Below are 18,871 nucleotides of genomic sequence, written 5' to 3' on the forward strand. Positions count from 1 at the left end.
CCTCAGCGGTTTTTTTTAATTTTTGGCTATTACTTAGCCTTCCTCTGCCTTACAGCTTCGTAGATCAACACACCAGAAGCGACAGATACGTTTAAGCTCTCAATGTTGCCAGTCATAGGGATGGCGACAAATTCGTCGCTGATGCCCATCAGTTCGTTGCTAATTCCATCTTCCTCAGAACCCATAATCAGGCAAGTCGGACCGGAGTAGTCGGCGGCATACATGTCACGCTCGGTCTTTTCAGTACAACTGATGACTGTAAGGCCCATTTTTTTCAAATCTTTGACCGTGTAGTAGAGATTTTTTACACGACAGATCGGTAGGAAATTCAGCGCACCGGCGGATGTTTTTACCGCATCGGAATTGATCTGTGCGCTGCCTTTTTCAGGGATGATGATGGCGTGCACCCCGGCACACTCCGCCGTACGGGCAATAGCGCCAAAGTTTCTCACGTCCGTAATCCTATCCAAAACTAGAATCAGTGGAGAAACCCCTTTGGAAAAGCAGGTTTCGATCACATTGTCGAGTGAGGCATACTGGATCGCCGATACATGTGCGACCACTCCTTGGTGGTTTTTGCGCGTGATGCGGTTTAATTTTGCCTCTGGAACCCTTACTACAGGGATTCTTTCTGCTTTGGCCAAAGCCAGCAGTTCCTTAGTCAAATCGTTGTTTTGGTCCTTGTTGACAAGGATTTTGTCTATATCCTTTTGGGCATTGATGGCCTCGATGACGGCTCTAGTACCGAAAAGGAAGTCCTTTTCGTGTTCGCCTTTATTTATTAGAAAGCTATCTTTCCGCTTCTCCATAGGGTGATTCGTTTAAACCATTCAGGCTGGTAGGCTCTGGAACGGTTCAGTTGGTAATAATTTGGAGTCAATACATTTTTGACCCGCGCAAAGGTAAAGTTTATTTTTGAATTTGAGTCCACGCCTCCATAAACCCACACTTCTCTATCCACATTGAAATAAACCTCTTCTGGGGGACCCATTACTACATAGATCATCCCCCGGTCGGTTTTCCAGCCTTCACGGAAGTCGGTAAAAAGGATGTTGGCAAATTCCACCTGGCGGAAATATTCCCGGATCAAGGTTTTGGAAATATCCTCACTCTTGGTCATGTTGATCCAGTATTCGTCCAAAGCCCGCTTCTTATCCTCGGCTTCCAAAAGCTTCTCATGCTCCCGACGGGTTGAGATATAAACCACCATCTGCACCATTTCATCCCAGTCTGCCACTTTTGGAAAAGTTTCATTTACCGTTTTGACAAGCACTCCGGCCGGGGCCGTGGTGTCAGACTGTATAAAATAATAGCCAGTTTGGTCAAAGGTTTTGGGGACATTTTGTAGAAAAGGTTCCTCTTCGATCACATCCACTTCTTTCTGTACCGGCGCAGGTTTGGTTTCCATTGGAGGCACAGGCACGTTGAATTCCTGGGGGTAATAGAAGCTGAAAAGATTTACCCCCTGGTTGGATTTAAATAGAAGGGCTTGTCCGCGGATAAGAAAGTTTTGATCAAATGGAATGTTGTTGCTGAAATAAGCACCCAATGAGGGGGTCTCAAAAATGTAAGGGCTGCGCAAGTCAGCATGGTAAATGTACTCATCTCCCTGCCTGGTATCTTTGGCCCAAAGGACCACATAAGCCTCATTTTGGTCAGCAGGCACCTCTATGTTTTCTTCAAAGTAAAAGTGCCTGTCCGTATCGTAGCGCAATTTATCCTCCGTCAGCGGGATGATTTTTTCATCGGTGATCTCTTCGGTGAAGCTGTTGACCACGGCATAGGAAAACAGGTAATCCCCAAATTCAATGTTGTCTTCAATTTTTTCAATAGGCATTTGCACCGAAAAGCTGTTTTCAGCCTTTTTGATGGGAATAATTTTCAAATCTATTCTGGAATAGCGTGAATAGCGAAGCGATTGATTAAGATTTTGAAGGGTGGCCTGTGCAAAAGCAAATTGTGGAACGGACCAGATTACCAATAAAAGTAAAAGGGTTTGGATTGATTTTTGCAATTTTTGAAACTTCATATGTTATGAAAAATTAACCGTATTTTTGTTGAAATTAATAAAATTTTCTATGGCTACCTATACAACGGAAATTACTTCAGATAAGTTGGTAAGTGACAACCCCATTCACCAACGCCTGTTGAAAGCATATATGGCAGCCATCCCTCACGTAAAAGGTGATTTATTGGAAGTTGGCTGTGGAGAAGGCAGGGGGGTGGACGCACTTATTGACCAGGTAAAAAGCTTTCATGCTATTGACAAAAACGAGGAAATCATCGAGAAGCTGAAGGGGAAATACCCTAAAGGCAAATTTGAGGTGATGAATATCCCTCCGTTTGAAACTGTCGAAAGCAACAAATATGACTTTGTGGTCAGCTTTCAGGTAATTGAGCATATCAAAGACGATAAACTTTTTCTAAAGGAAATCTACCGGGTGCTAAAGCCCGGGGGATATGCCATTATTTCTACTCCCAACATCCGGCACTCACTCACCAGGAACCCTTGGCACGAAAGAGAGTATACTCCAAACCAGCTGACCGACCTTTGCGATGGGATTTTTGACCACGTGGAGGCCAAAGGGATCGGCGGCAACGATAAAGTTTGGGAATACCATGAGGCAAACCGCGAATCGGTTAAGAAAATCACCAGGTTTGATGTCTTTGACTTGCAGCATAGATTGCCGGCAAAATGGTTAAGAAAGCCTTACGAGGTGCTGAATAGACTCAACCGCAACAAGCTCCACAAACAGCAAAGTGATGCTGTGGAGGGAATCACTTACAAGGACTATATAGAAGTAGACAACCCTGAACAGGCACTGGACCTCTATTATTTCTTACATAAGAAACCATAATAAAAAAGCCGTTCCGCTTAGATTGCGGAACGGCTTTTATCGTGTTACCTTCTTTGAAGCTGGTTTCCTCCAGAGGACTGTCCGAATATGCGGTCCATGTCATTCTGGATTTGGGTAGCCATTTCATCATAACCTCTTTCCTTGAGTAGGGGGACAAAATATTTCAGCATCTCTCCAGCAATCATTGCCTCTCGGTCGATAGCCCGGTCGCGCTCGGTGTAGAATTGGAGCATCTGAACAGATCTATGGGAAATCTTTTCGATGATATCCATAGCCCAGTCATCTTCTCCAAGTTCGAAAAGCAATGGAACCGCCTGCCCATTGGCCAAATCATAAGGAATGGCTTCGTGAGGGAAAGCCTCCAGACTCAACATTTGTATATCTCTAGCTTTTTCAGTCTGGTTCTCTTCCAATAGCGCGATAGTTAAACTATTCAACGCACTTCTATGATTAGAGGTGAATCTCCTGAACTCATCGTCAAAATAATTGTCAGGATTGTTCATGCCTCTGAAGGCAAAATCATTCATGACATTGTCATAAGCCTTATCCGTATTCACCAATTCTTCAACATATTCAGGCTTTTTGACAGGAAGCAACCTGTAGGTCAAGCCTTCCATTACCACGTGATCACTCAAGTCAAACCCAATGGAGGCCAATGAGGTGTTGTTGAAATAGATAGGTCTTTCCCAGTTGTTGGTCACAATCATGTCCATGAGCATCATGCCGCCTTTGGTGACATAATTGCCCTTCACACGCATGTTAAGCTGGTCAACCATGAGGTCTTCCATGTGCTCTGGTATCACCCCTTTGGCTCTTACTTCATCCTTGTTCACGTCCAGTATCAGGTTTTTGGAGGGAACTGAAAACAGGGTTCCTTTGAAGCTGGACCTCAATTTCAACAAGTCGCTTTCGTTTTTCAGCAGTTTCAAATATTCCCTGGCGGAGATAGCATCCAGCCCTGGCCTTTCGCTTACATATAGCACATCATTGGTGCCTTTGCGGTAATTTCGTGGCTCAAGGGTGAAGTCAATGGCTGGAGACTCATTCACCGGTCTTCTCATCTGGTCTACATACCAGTCCGTGTCAAAATAGCTCAATACAATTACCCGAACATCGGTTCTGAAACCTTCAACTTCCTGAACATACCAAAGCGGGAAGGTGTCATTGTCCCCACCTGTAAACAAGATAGCATTGGGCTCACAGGATGCCAGGAAATTCCTGGCCGAATCCACGGAGAAGAAACGGTCGCTTCTGTCATGGTCATTCCAGTTTTGGATTCCCATTATGGCTGGCACAGGGAAAGCAATCATGGTAGCGATGATGCCTGCCACCGCAAAATTCTTGTTCAGTTTGGCGATCCAGTGCGTAAGGGCCATCACCCCGATACCAATCCAAATGGCAAACGCATAAAACGAACCCACATAAATGTAGTCCCTTTCACGTGGTTCCACTGGAGGTGAGTTGAGGTAAAGTACCAGTACTGCCCCCATCATCAAGAACAGCATCAGGGTTACGTAGAAGGATTTCGGATCCTTTTTGGCCTGGAAGATCAACCCGATGATACCCAAAATGAATGGCAACATGAGGTAATTGTTGTGGGCCTTGTTATCTTGAATGTAATCTGGATAGGTGTCGTCAAAAGCATCCCAGAAGCCCAGCCAAGGTGCATCTGAGAAATCACTTTCCCTGCCCGAGAAATTCCACATGAAATATCTCCAATACATATGTCCCAACTGGTGGGAGAACATAAAATAAATGTTATCAGAGAAAGAGGGCTTTTCCCCTTCCCTCAAGCCAAGTTTGGCTCTGTAGATCTGTCTGTGCCTATCTTGCGTGGAATAGATCCGCGGCAGGATGGTGGTATGCTCTGGATCGTAGGTACTGTTGATTTGATAGTCTACAATTTCATACTTGTTTTCACCCTTCACATAGATGGGCGCCCCTTCTTCCTGATCAATGATGTCGGCTGTGAAATACCTGCCGTGCAAGAGCGGGCGATCACCATACTGTTCCCTTTTGAGATAACTTACAAAGCTGAGGACATCTTTAGGGTTGTTTTCGTTGATCACCGTGTCGGCATTGGCTCGGATCACGATCATGGCATAAGAACCGTATCCGATAAGGATAAAGGTTAGGCTTAAAAGTATGGTATTCAGCAATACTTTTTTCTCCCTGATGGAGAAAAACATCGCCCATATCAATGCTCCAATAAATAGAGCACTGAATACGATGATACCAGAGCCAAATGGCAACCCAAGACTGTTGACAAAGAAAATCTCCACGGAACCTGCAATGCTCGGCAGACCGGGGATGATGATGTTGTTGATGATAATTAGCGCAACCCCTCCAAGAACGAGTGCATAAAAGGCGCCTTTCAGATTAGGGTTGGGATATTTCTTGAAGTAATAGATCAGCGCCAAGGCAGGCAGGGTGACCAAGTTGAGCAAATGGACTCCAATGGACAGTCCTACCAGGTAAGCGATAAAGATCATCCAGCGGTTTTCTTCCCGTGGATCGGTGATCACATCCCATTTCAAAAACGCCCAAATTACAATGGCGGTAAAGAAAGAGGACATGGCGTAAACCTCCGCCTCAACGGCCGAAAACCAGAAACTGTCGGAAAAGGTGTAAGCAAGTGCGCCCACAATTCCCGCCCCCATGAGGGCGATGGTGTGGCCCTTGCTCTCTTGGCCCATTTCAACTTTGAAAAGTTTTTTTCCAAATAGGGTAATAGACCAAAAGAGGAACAAAATCGTGAATCCCGAAAACAAGGCACTGGCAATGTTCATCCAGTAGGCTACCTGCAGTTCATTTCCAAAAGCAAAAAAGCTGAACATCCGGTAGACCAGCAAAAAGAAAGGGGCTCCCGGAGGGTGGGGGACCTGGAGCTTGTAAGCTACCGCGATAAATTCTCCTGGATCCCAAAAGCTCGCCGTGTCTTCAACTGTCAGAACATAGACTAATGTGGCAAAGAAAAAAACAATCCAGCCCGTGAGGTTATTGACCTTGTTATAATTCAACATGTTTAAAATCTTAATTACAAATGGCGAAAATAAAAAATTATAGATGAAAAATAGGCGGTTTAACAGATTTTAAACCGATCTAGGGCATTCTTTATCCTTTATACACCATCGCATAATAGGCAAGCCATAAAAGTAACCCCATCAAATAGCTGCTCAAGACCAATCCCAAGCAGGTTTTGTAGTTTTTTCCAGTAAGGGTATGGATGCCTATTGCAAGCAAAAACCAATATGAAACCTCAAATAAATTAATTGCCTGAAGAGGATAGTGAAACCTGCTAGGCACATTGTCCGTCGAGAGAAATGAAAAGATTGAGAAAGGGTGAAAATTCCTGATCTCCCAATAATTATCAGGAGGGATGGCCGCAAAATACAGCAGGCGGATCAGGTCCGGCAAAATAAAAACCATTTCAGCCACCAGGACAAATTTCCATATTTCCCCGTATTTGACTTTAAATCCAAAAAGGAATGTGCCAATCCATAATAGAAAAGCGGTTAAGGTAAACTTCCAAAGCAAGGCAAAAGGCGTCCATAAATAATTGAGCGTATTGAAGATATGGAAAAAGGTGAATGTGCCGTCCTGACCCAATTCATTGGAGCCTGGAATGGCCTCAATGATTAAAATATTGGTGAGATAACGCAGTAAGATGAAGGTTATCACCAAAAAAGCAAAAAAGATTCTTTTGTCGAAATTAATTAGTTCTTCCGTGCGTTGTGATAAGTTGGTAGGAGAAACGGCCATAGAATTATCAAAATTATATTACCGTAAATGTATGCTTTTGAAAGCTATCGCGTATAATTTTGCGGAAAAATGAAGTATCGTATGCGAAATATATTGTGTTTGTTGGTGTTTGGACTGGGATTGGTTACGGGGGGAGTCCACGCACAAATGAAAGAAGCAGTCCGTACGACAGCGGGGGATACGGTTGGGGCAGAGCCGTTGGAAGAGGTAGTAGACAACCCCTCCGGATATCTTTTATTAGACAGGGGCCTGCAGTTTCGCATCACTGAGTACGTGAATAGCATGTACAACTTTGATTTTGCCACGGCTGAAAGGGGATTTATGGTGATGAAGCATTCTTATCCTGATCATCCTCTGCCAGATTTTCTGATAGGTTTGAGCCAGTGGTGGAAGATCGCCCCAGATATGGAAAACGAGCGGTTTGACAAACGTTTTATTGCTTATATGGATTCCTCTATTCATAAGGCCGAGAAACTTATTAAGCAAGATCCTGAGAATAAGGAAGCTGCTTTCTTTTTGGCTGGTGCACATGGTTTTAAGGGGCGATTATATAGTGAGAGAAAGGCTTGGACTAAAGCCACTTTCTCTGGAAAAAATGCCCTGAAATATCTGGAAATGAGTCGCGGCGAGGAAGAACTGGGCCCCGAACTTTTGTTAGGGGATGCCCTGTTCAATTATTTTTCGGTGTGGATTCCGGAAAATTATCCTCTATTGAAACCCATTTTGGCATTGTTTCCCAAAGGGGATAAGCAACTTGGCTTGCAACAGCTGGAGGATGTATCCAAAAATGCCTTCTATGCCAGAGTGGAGGCCCAATATTTTCTTTTCAGGCTTTATTCGGCGGAGGAAAAGAAACCTTACGAGGCTTTGAGTATTACGGAATATTTGCACAACAAATATCCCAACAATCCTTATTTCCATAGATTCTATGCCCGTCAATTATATTCGGTGGGAAGAAGCTTGGATGCTATGGAGTCGAGTATGGAGATCCTGAAGCGGATAGAGGCAAAACAGACGGGCTATGAAGCCAATAGTGGTCGATATGCAGCTTTCTTCGTTGGGCAGTATTATGAGCGTATTGGGCAGACCAAATCGGCTAAGCAATACTATCAAAAAGCCATAGCATTTGGAGAGGAGTCCGAGACACAAGAGAGCGGGTATTATTTGTATAGTTTGTTGAATTTGGGGAAGATAGCCACCAAGGAAAATGACAAGGCAGCGGCCAAAAAATACTTCAAGGATGTGAAGAAATATGCCAAAAGAAAGCACCCTGCGCACCAAGAAGCGCGAGATTTTGTGAAAAAGAATAAAATTTAATCAAAAATTCATTTCACCTAAATTGTAAATTCAGGAGATAATTTGAATTTTTTCAAGATGATTATAGGGTTTGATGGTAATATTTTAGATAATCTTCATTAAGATTAACAATATTTTGTTTGAATGGCCGTTTTTTGTTTTGAATTGCTTTAAAATAATTTAAGAATATAGTACATTTGTGCAACATATAATTTTGCAAATACCTACATTATGGATAATAGCATCAAAGTAAAATTTGACAAGATTGACAGGAAGATTTTAGAAATCCTTCAGGCTAACGCGAAAATCACTAATGCTCAGCTTTCGAAAGACATTGGGCTTTCCCCTGCACCTACTTTGGAGAGGGTGAAAAAACTGGAGCAGTCTGGGATCATCAAAAGTTACCATGCCAAACTTGACCCTGAGAAAATCGGGCTAGGTGTAAGTACCTTCGTATTGGTAGGTCTAGTAGGCCACAACAAAGGTAACATCGACGCTTTCATGAAGGAAATCAACCTTATTCAGGAAGTGATTGAGTGTCACCACATTACTGGTACTGGTGATTTCATCTTGAAAATCATCGCTAAAGACATCACTGCTTACCAAAAGTTGATGTTGGAAAGAGTTTCTGAAATCAAAGAAGTGGATTCCATGCAGTCAATGGTTATCCTTTCAACTTTCAAGGACAGCAAAGTCCTTCCTATACCTGCTTAAGAAAGACTTTAAAAAGTTTGAGGGTGGCTTAGCGGTCACCCTTTTTTTGTTGTTTAACTTTGTACTCTGGGACCGGTCAGTTTGGTTCCTTAATTGGTTGAAATAATGGAGACGAAGAATCCTTGGACCACCCTTTCTTTAGAGCTTAAATACGACAATCCGTGGATTGCCGTTGAGGAGCATCAAGTTTTGACACCTGCAGGCACAGATGGTATTTATGGCAAGGTTCATTTCAAAAACCTTGCGCTAGGGATTATTCCCGTAGATGAGCAGGGGGATACCTGGCTGGTAGGACAGTATCGCTATACACTGGGAGAATATTCTTGGGAAATCCCCATGGGAGGAGGACCGCTCGATGTGGATATGCTGGAAAGCGCCCAAAGGGAACTGAAGGAAGAGACGGGACTTTCCGCCCAAAAATGGGAAAACATCATGAGGATCCACACTTCCAATTCGGTGACCGATGAGGAGGGCTTCGTTTTTTTGGCCACCGATTTGACACAGGGTGAGACTGAATTTGAGGAAACCGAGAAACTCCACGTTAAAAAGCTTCCGCTATCCAAGGCTTTGGAAATGGTGATGAATGGAGAGATTACAGATGCGATAAGTATTGCAGGCTTGCTGAAAGCAGGTAGGCTTTTAGATATAAAATAACAGATGACTCAACTAACCTATAAAGAGCATTTCAACCGCACCTTCAATTTGGCGTATCCGGTGATGTTAAGCCAGTTGGGGCAGGTTTTGGTCGGGGTGGCGGACAGTATGATGGTGGGCCGCTTGGGAGCCGAGCCATTGGCCGCGGCATCATTGGCCAACAGTATTTTCTTTGTGGTGCTGATGTTTGGGATCGGCGTGTCCATGGCCATAACGCCTCTTGTTGCTGCAGCCGACGGGAAGGGCAGCAGGAAACGTATTGCCAAACTTTTTAAACATGGTTTTGTCATCAACATGTTCTCGGCGCTGGTGCTGTTTTTGATCATTGTGATGGCCGCGCCATCGCTAGGTTATATGAACCAGCCAGAAGAGGTGGTCAGGCTGGCCATTCCTTATTTGGGAATTATCACCCTTTCCCTTATCCCTTTCATGTTTTTCCAGACCTTTAAGCAGTTTGCTGAGGGGCTATCCCAGACCAAGCAGGCAATGTTTATAACCATTTTCTGCAACCTGATCAACGTATTCCTTAACTGGGTGTTGATCTATGGTAAGCTAGGTTTTCCTGAAATGGGCCTAAACGGAGCTGGATGGGCCACCCTGATTTCGAGGGTGTTGATGGGCCTGATCATGTGGTATTATGTGTGGCATTCCAAAAGGTACACTGAATATAAAATTGGCTTCGGCTTTAAAAAACTCAGTTTTCCCATGATTTCCAAAATGCTAAAGATAGGTGTGCCCACAGGGTTTCAGTTTATCTTCGAAGTGGGAGCCTTCAGTGCCGCAGCCATTATGATGGGCTGGATTGGGGTGAATGCCCTTGCCGCACATCAGATAGCCATAAATTTGGCCTCCATCAGTTACATGATGGCCTCTGGGCTATCGGCCGCCGCCATGGTGCGGGTGGGAAACCAGCTGGGACGAAATGATATCAAAACGTTAAGGGAAGCAGGATTTACCATCTTTGGCATGGTAGCCTTGTTCATGCTTTGTTTTGCTTTTATCTTCATTGTGTTCAGAAATTTCTTGCCGACCCTATATATCGATGAACTTCCGGTTATTGAAATGACCGCCTCCTTGTTGATTATCGCAGGATTTTTCCAGCTTTCTGACGGCATTCAAGTGGTAGGGCTAGGGGCCTTGAGGGGAATGTCTGATGTGAAAGTACCCACCTTGGTGACTCTGGTCGCCTATTGGGTGATGGGGCTTCCATTGGGTTACCTTTTTGCCTTTGTCTTCAACATGCAGGAAAAGGGGATCTGGTATGGGCTTCTGATTGGTTTGACATCCACAGGTGTGATGCTGTTGTGGAGGTTTCACAAGCTCAGTGATAAGTTACTCAAAGAAACAAAAGCGCCGGTTTTGGACTAAAGCCGGCGCCTTAATTGCCCTCTCTCTGGCGCAATTCAACATTTTTGACTATTTTCCAATCTACAATTTTTAAATATGGAAAATAAGAAAGATTCACGCCCAATCAATTTCAGCCGAACCACCATCACCGAACTCATGATTCCCAGCTACGCCAATTTTGGCGGGAAGATCCATGGGGGTATTCTATTGTCACTTATGGACAAAGTAGCCTACGCCTGCGCCAGCAAGCACAGTGGTGCCTATTGCGTGACGGTTTCCGTGGACACGGTAGATTTCCTTAAGCCAGTGTCAGTAGGGGAGTTGGTTTCCTTGAAGGCCTCCGTCAATTACGTGGGAAACTCTTCCATGGTAATCGGTATCAAGGTGATTTCCGAAGATGTCAAAACCGGGAAAGTGAACCATACCAATACCAGTTATTTCACCATGATTGCCAAGGGGGATGATGATAAGCCATTTACTGTTCCTAAACTAATACTGGAAACACCTACCGATCTCCGCAGGTTTGTGGAGGCAATCTATAGAAGGAAGTTTAAGAGAAGCTACGGCGAGAGCCTCAAGGATATCAAAAGCCATTGGGAAGATGAGGACATCAAGGCCCTGCTCAAGAATGAAAGATGTATTAACAAAGCCGACTTATGAAAAAAACTATACTGACCGCGGCCTTGGCCATTGCCTTGGCCTACTCTGAAAGCCACGCCCAGTCGCATGTCATGTCCCAGCGCGACCAAGCCGAGGTGATTGACCAATGGCTAAACGACAAACTGGATTCTGTCCTTCCCAAACTCATGCGCAGAGAGGGGATTGATATGTGGTTTGTGGTAAGCCGGGAATATAATGAAGATCCGGTGATCAGGACTTTGCTCCCTGCCACCTGGCATGCCGCAAGGCGAAGGACCATGCTCCTGCTTTATGATCAAGGGGAGGGAAAAGGGGTGGAAAAACTTGCCGTGGCCCGCTATGATGTGGGAAAAGCATTTAAGAAATCCTGGGATCCAGAGGAAACTCCTGACCAATGGGAGCAGCTTACCAAGCTAATTGAAGAACGCAATCCATCTAAAATCGCTGTGAATATGGCGGACAATTATGGGCATGCTGACGGGTTGAACGCTACCGAATATAACCTGCTGATGGAATACCTGCCGGAAAACCTGAAAGACAAGGTGGTATCAGCCGAAAACCTGGCCGTGGGCTGGCTGGAAACCCGCACTGTAGCGGAAATGGCTACTTACAGGCATATTGTAGGTTTGGCACATGAAATCATTGCCGAAGGGCTTTCCGAAAAAGTCATTACGCCAGGTGTTACTACCACCGATGATGTGGTGTGGTGGTATAGGGAAAGAATCAAGGAGCTCAAGCTGGATACTTGGTTTCATCCCACTGTAGATATTCAACGGTCTGAAAGTGAGAAAACGTTGAAGTCGTTTGCCAGCAGGCCAGAGGCTGAGGTGATCATGCCGGGTGATCTGCTTCACATGGATTTTGGAATTACCTATTTGAGGTTAAATACGGATACCCAGCAACTGGCCTATGTGCTTAAGCCAGGGGAAACCGAGGTGCCATCCTATTTGGAAGATGCCTTAAAGGTAGGAAACAGGCTGCAGGATATCTTGACCAGCCAGTTTGAGACAGGAAGAAGCGGTAACGAGATATTGAGGAGAAGTTTGGAAATTGCAGAGAAGGAAAACATCAAGGCTACCATTTACACCCACCCGATCGGTTATCATGGCCATGCGGCGGGCCCTACCATAGGGATGTGGGACAATCAGGGCGATACCCCCGGATCGGGAGATTACCCGCTTTACCCCAATACGGCCTTTTCTATTGAGCTGAATGCAGAGGTGTTTATAACGGAATGGGACAAAGATGTTCGCATAATGCTGGAGGAAGAGGCGATTTATGATGGGGAGAAGGTCACCTATATCAATGGAAGGCAGACCAAGATCATGCCCATTCCCCGGCGCTCCACTCATCTCAACCCGTAAGAGGGTTCTATCAAAGAGGATTGATCCTCCGGTATTTCATCACTAAACTGGAGGCTCATTCCTTCAATTACAAAGTAGTGGCCCAAGCTATAGGCGGCCACCAATACCACTACTCGAATGGGATCCTGATAGTATAGGCCCATACTATGCAGGATATCCACTGTCAAGAAGAGCACAGATCCCACCAAAACCGGAACATAAGTTCTTGGTTTTAAATATTTTCTTCGCCTAAATGCGGCTATCATGGTAAGCACCAAAAAGATGCTGTAAATCAAAACGGGTGTTTTGAACACGCCTAGACGTGGGAAAATGATCAACAATACCGCCAGAATGATGGTGATAAAGATGATTTCAGGAAGGAAGAAGGTATCTTTTTTGAACTTTGGCTTTTGCTGAAAGGAAAGAAAGAACATCAGCCCGTATGCCACATTGGCCACTATAAAGCTACAAAGGCCGAGCATTCTGAAAAGGATGATTTCAAAATCCACCATGAAGAAAATGTCCCCAAGAAATTTGAAGAAGGTTGCTGTGATAAGAATTGGGATCAATGGGTGTTCAAATTTTTTGAACAGGGTAATCAGGGCAAACAAAATGGCTGGCACAATCAAAAGCCTACTTAGGTAATGAACCATATTGCTGCCCCCGCCCAATAGTGCGCTAAAGATAGCCACCAGCGTGATGACAGTATATCCCAATATGAATGTTCTGTTATTGGCAATCATTACCTTTTACAAGAATTAGACTTCTGAAATATAGTAACAACTTTCAAGTAATGTATTAATGTTATATTATCAAAATGTTTTGCGTTTATTTGCCTATTAAATATTTTCTCTTGTATGGAAAAGTAAATAAGTAGACAAAAGCAATCAGCGCACTTACCGTGCCCAGCAAAAACACCATCTTGAAATTGCTAGCTTGGTTTGCAAACAACCAGCCGGAAAACAATGCCCCCATACCGATACCTGCCTCAAGGGCAATGTACATCGTGGCCAGCGCTCTTCCCCGATAAGCATCAAGGGATAAATCAATCGTCCAAGCCGTAACGGTAGGTGAGTTCATTCCCACAGAGCATCCAAAAAGTACTCCGCCAATCATCAGCATCATCTTGCTGTCTGCATAAGCTATAATTAGCATAGATAATGCCATAATGAAAGTGGCAATCTTGAGGATGGGGATCCTGCCATAGCGGTCCGAAGTTTTTCCAGCTATGATTCTGATAGCCAGAGAGGATAGGGTGAAGACTGCAAAAAACAGCCCTTTGTTCTTTATACCCAAATGCGCTGAATAATCCGGAATTATTGTCAGGATGATGCCAAAAGAGAAAACGGTAAAAAACAGGACTACCGATGGATCCACCACCCGCTTTTCAATGATCTCATGTCTTTTTAGCATGAGATGGCTTTTGTGAAGTTTTTCTTTGTTGGGTACAGTTTCTTTTAGCTTGAAAAGAATGACTACCGACAGCAATGCAATGATAGCCGAGAGATAAAACAATGGCGTAAGGCCATAAATGGCAGCAATGTATCCCCCAAGTGCCGGCCCCGCTGCCATGCCTAGGGATCCAAAAAGCGATTGTATACCCATAGCTTCTCCTCTCCGCTGAAAGGGCACAATGTCGGCCACATAAGCTGAAGTGCCGGTAGGGGTAAAGCCGGTTGAGAAGCCATGCACAAACCTTAAGAACAGAAAACCACCGATCGAGGTCATGATAGGATACATCAAGCTTACCCCGAAGCAAATCATGGCACCAAAAACCATCACGGGGATCCTTCCCACCTTGTCGGCCAGCTTTCCGCTAAAGGGCCTGGAAAGACCAGCTGTTAGGGTAAACAAGGAGATGATAAGGCCTTTGTAATCCTCCCCGCCCAAAGAAGTGAGATAGGAGGGGAGCTCGGGCACGATCATGTTGAAGCTGGCAAAGAACAGAAATGAACTTATGCACAGCAACATGAAATCAAGGGTAAAGAAGGAAGGCCGGAAGTTCATGGGGTTTCAAATGATTAAAGGCACCGCTTGTCGCAGTGCCTTTAATCGCATTAATAAGAATGGTGATGCTTAATCCTGTTTAGACTCCTCTTCGCTTTGGGCCAGCAGGTAAGCTTTGATAAATTCATTCAGGTTGCCGTCCAGCACAGACTGTACGTCGGAAGTTTCATGACCGGTCCGGGCATCCTTGATGAGCTTATATGGGTGAAGCACATAGTTACGGATTTGAGAACCAAAGTCGATCCTCATTTTGCCGGACTCAATTTTCGCCCTCTCGGCATTTCGCTTCTCCATCTCCAGCTGATAAAGCCTGGACTTCAGCATTTGCATGGCCTTCTCACGGTTGGCTAGCTGCGAACGCTCGATCTGGCAGACCACCACGATTCCGGTTGGCTTGTGGGTCAGCTGAACTTTGGTTTCTACCTTGTTCACGTTCTGCCCGCCTGCCCCACCTGATCGGGAGGTGTGTAGCTCGATGTCCGAAGGGTTGATTTCAATCTCAATGGTATCGTCCACCACAGGATAGGCATATACAGAGGCAAAAGAAGTGTGTCTTCTTCCACCACTGTCAAATGGTGAAATTCTTACTAATCTGTGTACTCCGATCTCGGATTTTAGAAACCCATAAGCCAGAGGTCCGTCAAATTCCAGCGTAACCGACTTGATCCCGGCCACTTCACCTTCTTGGAGGTCTACTTCACGAACTTTGTAGCCGTTTTTCTCTCCCCACATAATGTACATCCTCATCAGGATGGATGCCCAGTCGTTACTTTCCGTACCGCCCGCACCTGGATTGATTTCCAGCATGGCGCTCAATTGGTCCTCTTCACTGCTGAGCATTTTTTTCAGCTCGAGGTCTTCAACTTCTGATAAGGCCTTGTTGTAATCAGCTTTGAGCTCGCTTTCGTCTACCTCTCCGGCAGTGTAAAACTCATATAGCACTTCCAGGTCCTGCACTTGGGTTTCCACCTTTTCATAGGCAGATGTCCAAGCTTTACGCGCCTGGATTTGTTTCATTGTTTTTTCGGCTTCTTCCGGATCATTCCAGAAGTCCGGTTGGGCGGATACCGCCTCTAGGTCTTCTATTTCTACTTTCTTACGATCGTAGTCAAAGATACCTCCTCAAGGCCGTGATACGCGCCTTCAAGTCTTTCAACCCGTCTGATGTCATAATAAATTCGTTTTATTTTAAGGGTGCAAATTTCGATATTTAAAACCGATTTACCTAATCTCTCCAGTTTAACAATTACCTCAACAGAAATGTGGCCCTCCACCCAATCAGTCAATCTGGTCCTCAGGCTCCTGTCGGATCAATTGAATTCTGTTGCGGCCCTGGTTTTTGAAATACTTATATTTCGTAAGGGATATGATTCCACTGGTAGCAAAAAGTGCACCTGAGAGAATCAGCCCGCCTGTACTGTAGCTTAGCCTGCCGTCATGATAGAGGCTGTTGATCGTTTCGGCGGTCAACCATAGAGCTCCCGCTCCAGCCGCCAACGTGCTGAGGTTTCGAATAGTCTGGTTTCTCTCGTCCTTGTGCCGGATGTCCACCACAGCGATTTGCTCAGGCTTGAGCACATTTTCACGCATCACTATGATATCCTGCTGGATTTCTGTGATGACGTCGGTGTAGAAGTAGTCCGCATCAGTTTGCCTGTAGGTGATTTCTTCCCCTACTTCGTAGAAAATCCTAGTTTTCTTATTGGTGCCTCTTTGCAGAAGCAATACATGCTGGGCAAAAGCAGCCTCGAGGCAGAATAAACATGCCAGTGATAAGAATAATACTTTCATAAATCCAAGTGAAAGGTAATCGTGCACATAAAAAGAGCAACACCTAGGTGGATGTTGCTCTTTAAGAATTTAAAGTTTGGTAATCCAGCCGTAAGGATCTTCTTTTTTGCCATACTTGATAGCATCAAGTTCTTCCAATACGTTGTAGCTAAAGGAGTCGCTTGGTTTTTCTGGCAAAGTAAAATCCTTGCCATTTACAGAGATGAGTGAAATGTGGGCTATGGTAGCGGCGGTACCGGTACCAAAGGCTTCCACCACGGAGCCTTTTTCCAAGGCCTCTTCCAGTTCTGCCACTCTTAGAAATCTCTCTTCCACATTCAATCCCATTTCCTTGGCCAATATCAACACACTTTCCCTGGTAATACCTGCCAAAATGGTGCTGGTGGTCAATGGAGCCGTGATTAAGGTGTCGTTGATAATAAACATAATATTCATCGTGCCGCTTTCCTCTATAAACTGGTGGGACTTGGCGTCTGTCCAGAGTAGCTGGTCATAGCCTTCCTTCTGGGCAAGCAAGGCAGGATACAAGGAACCTGCATAATTGCCCGCGGCTTTTGCATAACCTGTACCGCCTTCAGCCGCGCGGCTATATTTAGTTTCCACCTTCACCTTCACTGGCTTGGCATAGTAGTGCCCCACCGGGCAGGTGAATATGATGAATTTATAATTGCTGGATGGTCGGATCCCAAGAAAATCATCTGTGGCAAAAATAAAGGGCCTGATGTAAAGAGAATACCCGTCCTTGTTAGGAATCCAGGCATTGTCCACCTCCAAAAGTTTTTTCAACCCGCTCATGAATATTTCCTCCGGAAGTTCAGGGATACACATTCTTTGAGCTGAGTCGTTGAGTCGTTTTTGGTTCTCCTCTGGTCTAAAAATCAGGGTTTCCCCGTCTTTGTTTTTGTAAGCTTTCATACCCTCAAATACCGACTGCCCATAATGAAGGGTCGAGTTTGCCGGATTGAGGGTGAGCGGAGCATACGGCTCTATTCTAAACTCGCCCCATTCGCCATCTTTAAAATCAGCCACAAACATGTGGTCGCTGATGGTCTGTCCAAACTGTAGGTTGTCGAAGTCAGTTTGCGATAGTTTGGAGTCGGAGGTTTGGTTAATTTGGATTTCTATGGTAGTGTTCATGTTGTTATTTTCTAGGTTCCCACAGGACCTCGTTAATTTTCAGTTCTTTAGCCATCATTCTACCCAGCACAAAAAGGTAATCGGAAAGCCGGTTGATATAGGTGACGATCAGTTCATCCACATGCTCCGATTCATTTAATAGAATGATGCATCTTTCTGTCCTTCTGCAAACCGTTCGGGCCAAATGACAAAAGGAAACCGCCTGGTGTCCACCTGGCAATACAAAATTTTTCAGCGGTGCAAGTTGCTTGTCCATCTCATCGATAGCTTTCTCCAGCAACTCCACATCTTGCTCATGGATGTCGGGCCTCTTGACCTTGTCCTTGCCTGGGGCCGTGGCCAGTGCCGCTCCGACGGTGAAAAGCCTGTCCTGAATATCCTTCAAAAAGTCCGCTCGGCTCGAATTGACCTCCTGATCTCTGAGCAAGCCTATATAGGAATTGAGCTCGTCGACTGTTCCATAGGCGTCAATGCGTAGGTGAGCCTTGGATACACGGGTGCCTCCAAGTAGAGAGGTGGTGCCTTTGTCCCCTGATTTGGTATAGATTTTCATGGAAGAATTGAAAGTTGGTGTTATGTTTAACCCAATTCTTGGGCTTCCTGTTTTACTTTGGCTCTGGTTGGGTTATGGTTGATAGTATCAGACTCTACAAGTCCATCTCTCAATCTTACAATTCTATGCGCATAATGGGCGATATCATCCTCGTGCGTGACCATGATGATGGTGTTGCCTTTGGAATGTAATTCCTCAAAAAGGCCCATAATGTCATAAGAGGTTTTGGTATCCAAGTTACCGGTAGGTTCATCGGCAAGGATGATACTCGGGTCATTCACCAATGCCCTGGCAATGGCCACCCTTTGGCGCTGACCTCCTGAAAGTTCATTGGGTTTGTGACTTACCCTGTCGGCCAGCCCCACATTCTTCAGTGCCATGTAGGCTTTGTCGTGCCGTTCGGTTTTGCCATACCCAGCATAGATAAGTGGAAGGGCTACATTTTCCAAGCAAGTGGCCCTGGGTAAAAGGTTGAACGTTTGGAACACGAACCCGATTTCCCGGTTTCTGATTTCGGCCAGCTCGTTTTCGGTCATGTCACTTACATCTTTGTTGTTCAAAATGTAGGTGCCCGCCGATGGGGTGTCCAAGCAACCGATTATGTTCATGAGTGTGGACTTTCCTGATCCGGAAGGCCCCATAAAAGCCACATATTCCCCTCTGTTGACGGTGATGGAAATAGATTTTAAAGCGTGTACTTCTTCGGCTCCCATTCGGTAAACCTTCTGAATGTCATTGGTTTCAATTACTTTTCCCATCGCATAAAATTA

The 18,871-nt window shown here is 45.1% G+C and carries 18 protein-coding genes; 7 read left to right on the forward strand and 11 right to left on the reverse strand.

Annotated features, from left to right (window positions below; genetic code table 11):
- Positions 1-29 precede the first annotated feature (29 nt).
- Entirely contained in the window at positions 30-809 is a 780-nt protein-coding gene (gene rlmB, locus KI659_RS02245) for a 23S rRNA (guanosine(2251)-2'-O)-methyltransferase RlmB (protein WP_213943708.1), read from the reverse strand.
- Complete coding sequence (locus KI659_RS02250; protein ID WP_213943709.1) at positions 782-2,029, reverse strand: GWxTD domain-containing protein; 1,248 nt, start codon at positions 2,027-2,029, stop codon at positions 782-784. The genes rlmB and KI659_RS02250 overlap by 28 nt, the downstream gene beginning before the upstream one ends.
- 49 nt (positions 2,030-2,078) lie before the next feature.
- Here KI659_RS02250 and KI659_RS02255 point away from each other — a divergent pair, with 49 nt between their 5' ends.
- Positions 2,079-2,858, forward strand: a complete 780-nt coding sequence (locus tag KI659_RS02255; protein ID WP_213943710.1) for a class I SAM-dependent methyltransferase — start codon at positions 2,079-2,081, stop codon at positions 2,856-2,858.
- A gap of 44 nt (positions 2,859-2,902) precedes the next feature.
- Here the strand turns inward: KI659_RS02255 and KI659_RS02260 are convergent, their stop codons facing one another.
- Positions 2,903-5,881, reverse strand: a complete 2,979-nt coding sequence (locus KI659_RS02260) for a glycosyltransferase family 117 protein (RefSeq protein ID WP_213943711.1) — start codon at positions 5,879-5,881, stop codon at positions 2,903-2,905.
- Between the two features lie 91 nt (positions 5,882-5,972).
- Positions 5,973-6,620 (reverse strand): sulfate ABC transporter permease, encoded by a 648-nt coding sequence (locus KI659_RS02265; protein WP_213943712.1) that lies wholly within the window; start codon positions 6,618-6,620, stop codon positions 5,973-5,975.
- Between the two features lie 81 nt (positions 6,621-6,701).
- On the opposite strand from KI659_RS02265, the gene KI659_RS02270 reads away from it, so the two are divergent.
- The 6 genes from KI659_RS02270 to KI659_RS02295 all read left to right on the forward strand — a co-directional run bounded on the left by KI659_RS02270 (position 6,702) and on the right by KI659_RS02295 (position 12,634).
- Positions 6,702-7,937 carry a tetratricopeptide repeat protein gene (locus tag KI659_RS02270; protein WP_246535259.1) on the forward strand — a complete coding sequence of 412 codons (1,236 nt, stop codon included), beginning with the start codon at positions 6,702-6,704 and terminating at the stop codon, positions 7,935-7,937.
- 210 nt (positions 7,938-8,147) lie between these two features.
- Complete coding sequence (locus tag KI659_RS02275; RefSeq protein ID WP_143960347.1) at positions 8,148-8,630, forward strand: Lrp/AsnC family transcriptional regulator; 483 nt, start codon at positions 8,148-8,150, stop codon at positions 8,628-8,630.
- 105 nt (positions 8,631-8,735) lie between these two features.
- On the forward strand, positions 8,736-9,284 hold the full coding sequence (locus KI659_RS02280) for an NUDIX domain-containing protein (protein ID WP_213943713.1): 549 nt from the start codon (positions 8,736-8,738) through the stop codon (positions 9,282-9,284).
- A 3-nt stretch (positions 9,285-9,287) separates the two neighbouring features.
- Positions 9,288-10,652, forward strand: a complete 1,365-nt coding sequence (locus KI659_RS02285; RefSeq protein WP_213943714.1) for an MATE family efflux transporter — start codon at positions 9,288-9,290, stop codon at positions 10,650-10,652.
- A gap of 75 nt (positions 10,653-10,727) precedes the next feature.
- Positions 10,728-11,291, forward strand: coding sequence for an acyl-CoA thioesterase (locus KI659_RS02290; protein WP_213943715.1), 564 nt, complete (start codon positions 10,728-10,730; stop codon positions 11,289-11,291).
- Complete coding sequence (locus KI659_RS02295) at positions 11,288-12,634, forward strand: M24 family metallopeptidase (protein ID WP_213943716.1); 1,347 nt, start codon at positions 11,288-11,290, stop codon at positions 12,632-12,634. The genes KI659_RS02290 and KI659_RS02295 overlap by 4 nt, the downstream gene beginning before the upstream one ends.
- On the opposite strand, the gene KI659_RS02300 is transcribed toward KI659_RS02295, so the two are convergent.
- From KI659_RS02300 to KI659_RS02330, 7 genes are all read right to left on the reverse strand, one after another.
- Complete coding sequence (locus KI659_RS02300; protein WP_213943717.1) at positions 12,619-13,356, reverse strand: lysoplasmalogenase family protein; 738 nt, start codon at positions 13,354-13,356, stop codon at positions 12,619-12,621. The genes KI659_RS02295 and KI659_RS02300 overlap by 16 nt on opposite strands.
- Before the next feature lie 85 nt (positions 13,357-13,441).
- Complete coding sequence (locus tag KI659_RS02305; RefSeq protein ID WP_213943718.1) at positions 13,442-14,620, reverse strand: MFS transporter; 1,179 nt, start codon at positions 14,618-14,620, stop codon at positions 13,442-13,444.
- A 69-nt stretch (positions 14,621-14,689) separates the two neighbouring features.
- Positions 14,690-15,791, reverse strand: a protein-coding gene (prfB, locus tag KI659_RS02310) for a peptide chain release factor 2 (RefSeq protein WP_213943719.1) whose coding sequence is annotated in 2 segments (ribosomal slippage) — positions 14,690-15,730 and positions 15,732-15,791 — 1,101 coding nt in all. Because the reading frame shifts where the segments join, the coding sequence is not laid out codon by codon here.
- A 107-nt stretch (positions 15,792-15,898) separates the two neighbouring features.
- Entirely contained in the window at positions 15,899-16,411 is a 513-nt protein-coding gene (locus KI659_RS02315; protein WP_213943720.1) for a hypothetical protein, read from the reverse strand.
- 69 nt (positions 16,412-16,480) lie between these two features.
- Positions 16,481-17,548: a branched-chain amino acid aminotransferase gene (locus KI659_RS02320; protein ID WP_213943721.1), complete on the reverse strand. Its 1,068-nt coding sequence runs from the start codon at positions 17,546-17,548 to the stop codon at positions 16,481-16,483.
- Between the two features lie 4 nt (positions 17,549-17,552).
- Positions 17,553-18,101, reverse strand: coding sequence for a cob(I)yrinic acid a,c-diamide adenosyltransferase (locus tag KI659_RS02325; RefSeq protein ID WP_213943722.1), 549 nt, complete (start codon positions 18,099-18,101; stop codon positions 17,553-17,555).
- A gap of 26 nt (positions 18,102-18,127) precedes the next feature.
- On the reverse strand, positions 18,128-18,859 hold the full coding sequence (locus KI659_RS02330; protein ID WP_213943723.1) for an ABC transporter ATP-binding protein: 732 nt from the start codon (positions 18,857-18,859) through the stop codon (positions 18,128-18,130).
- Positions 18,860-18,871 lie beyond the last annotated feature (12 nt).

This window comes from Litoribacter ruber (assembly GCF_018449405.1).
Classification (GTDB): domain Bacteria; phylum Bacteroidota; class Bacteroidia; order Cytophagales; family Cyclobacteriaceae; genus Litoribacter; species Litoribacter ruber.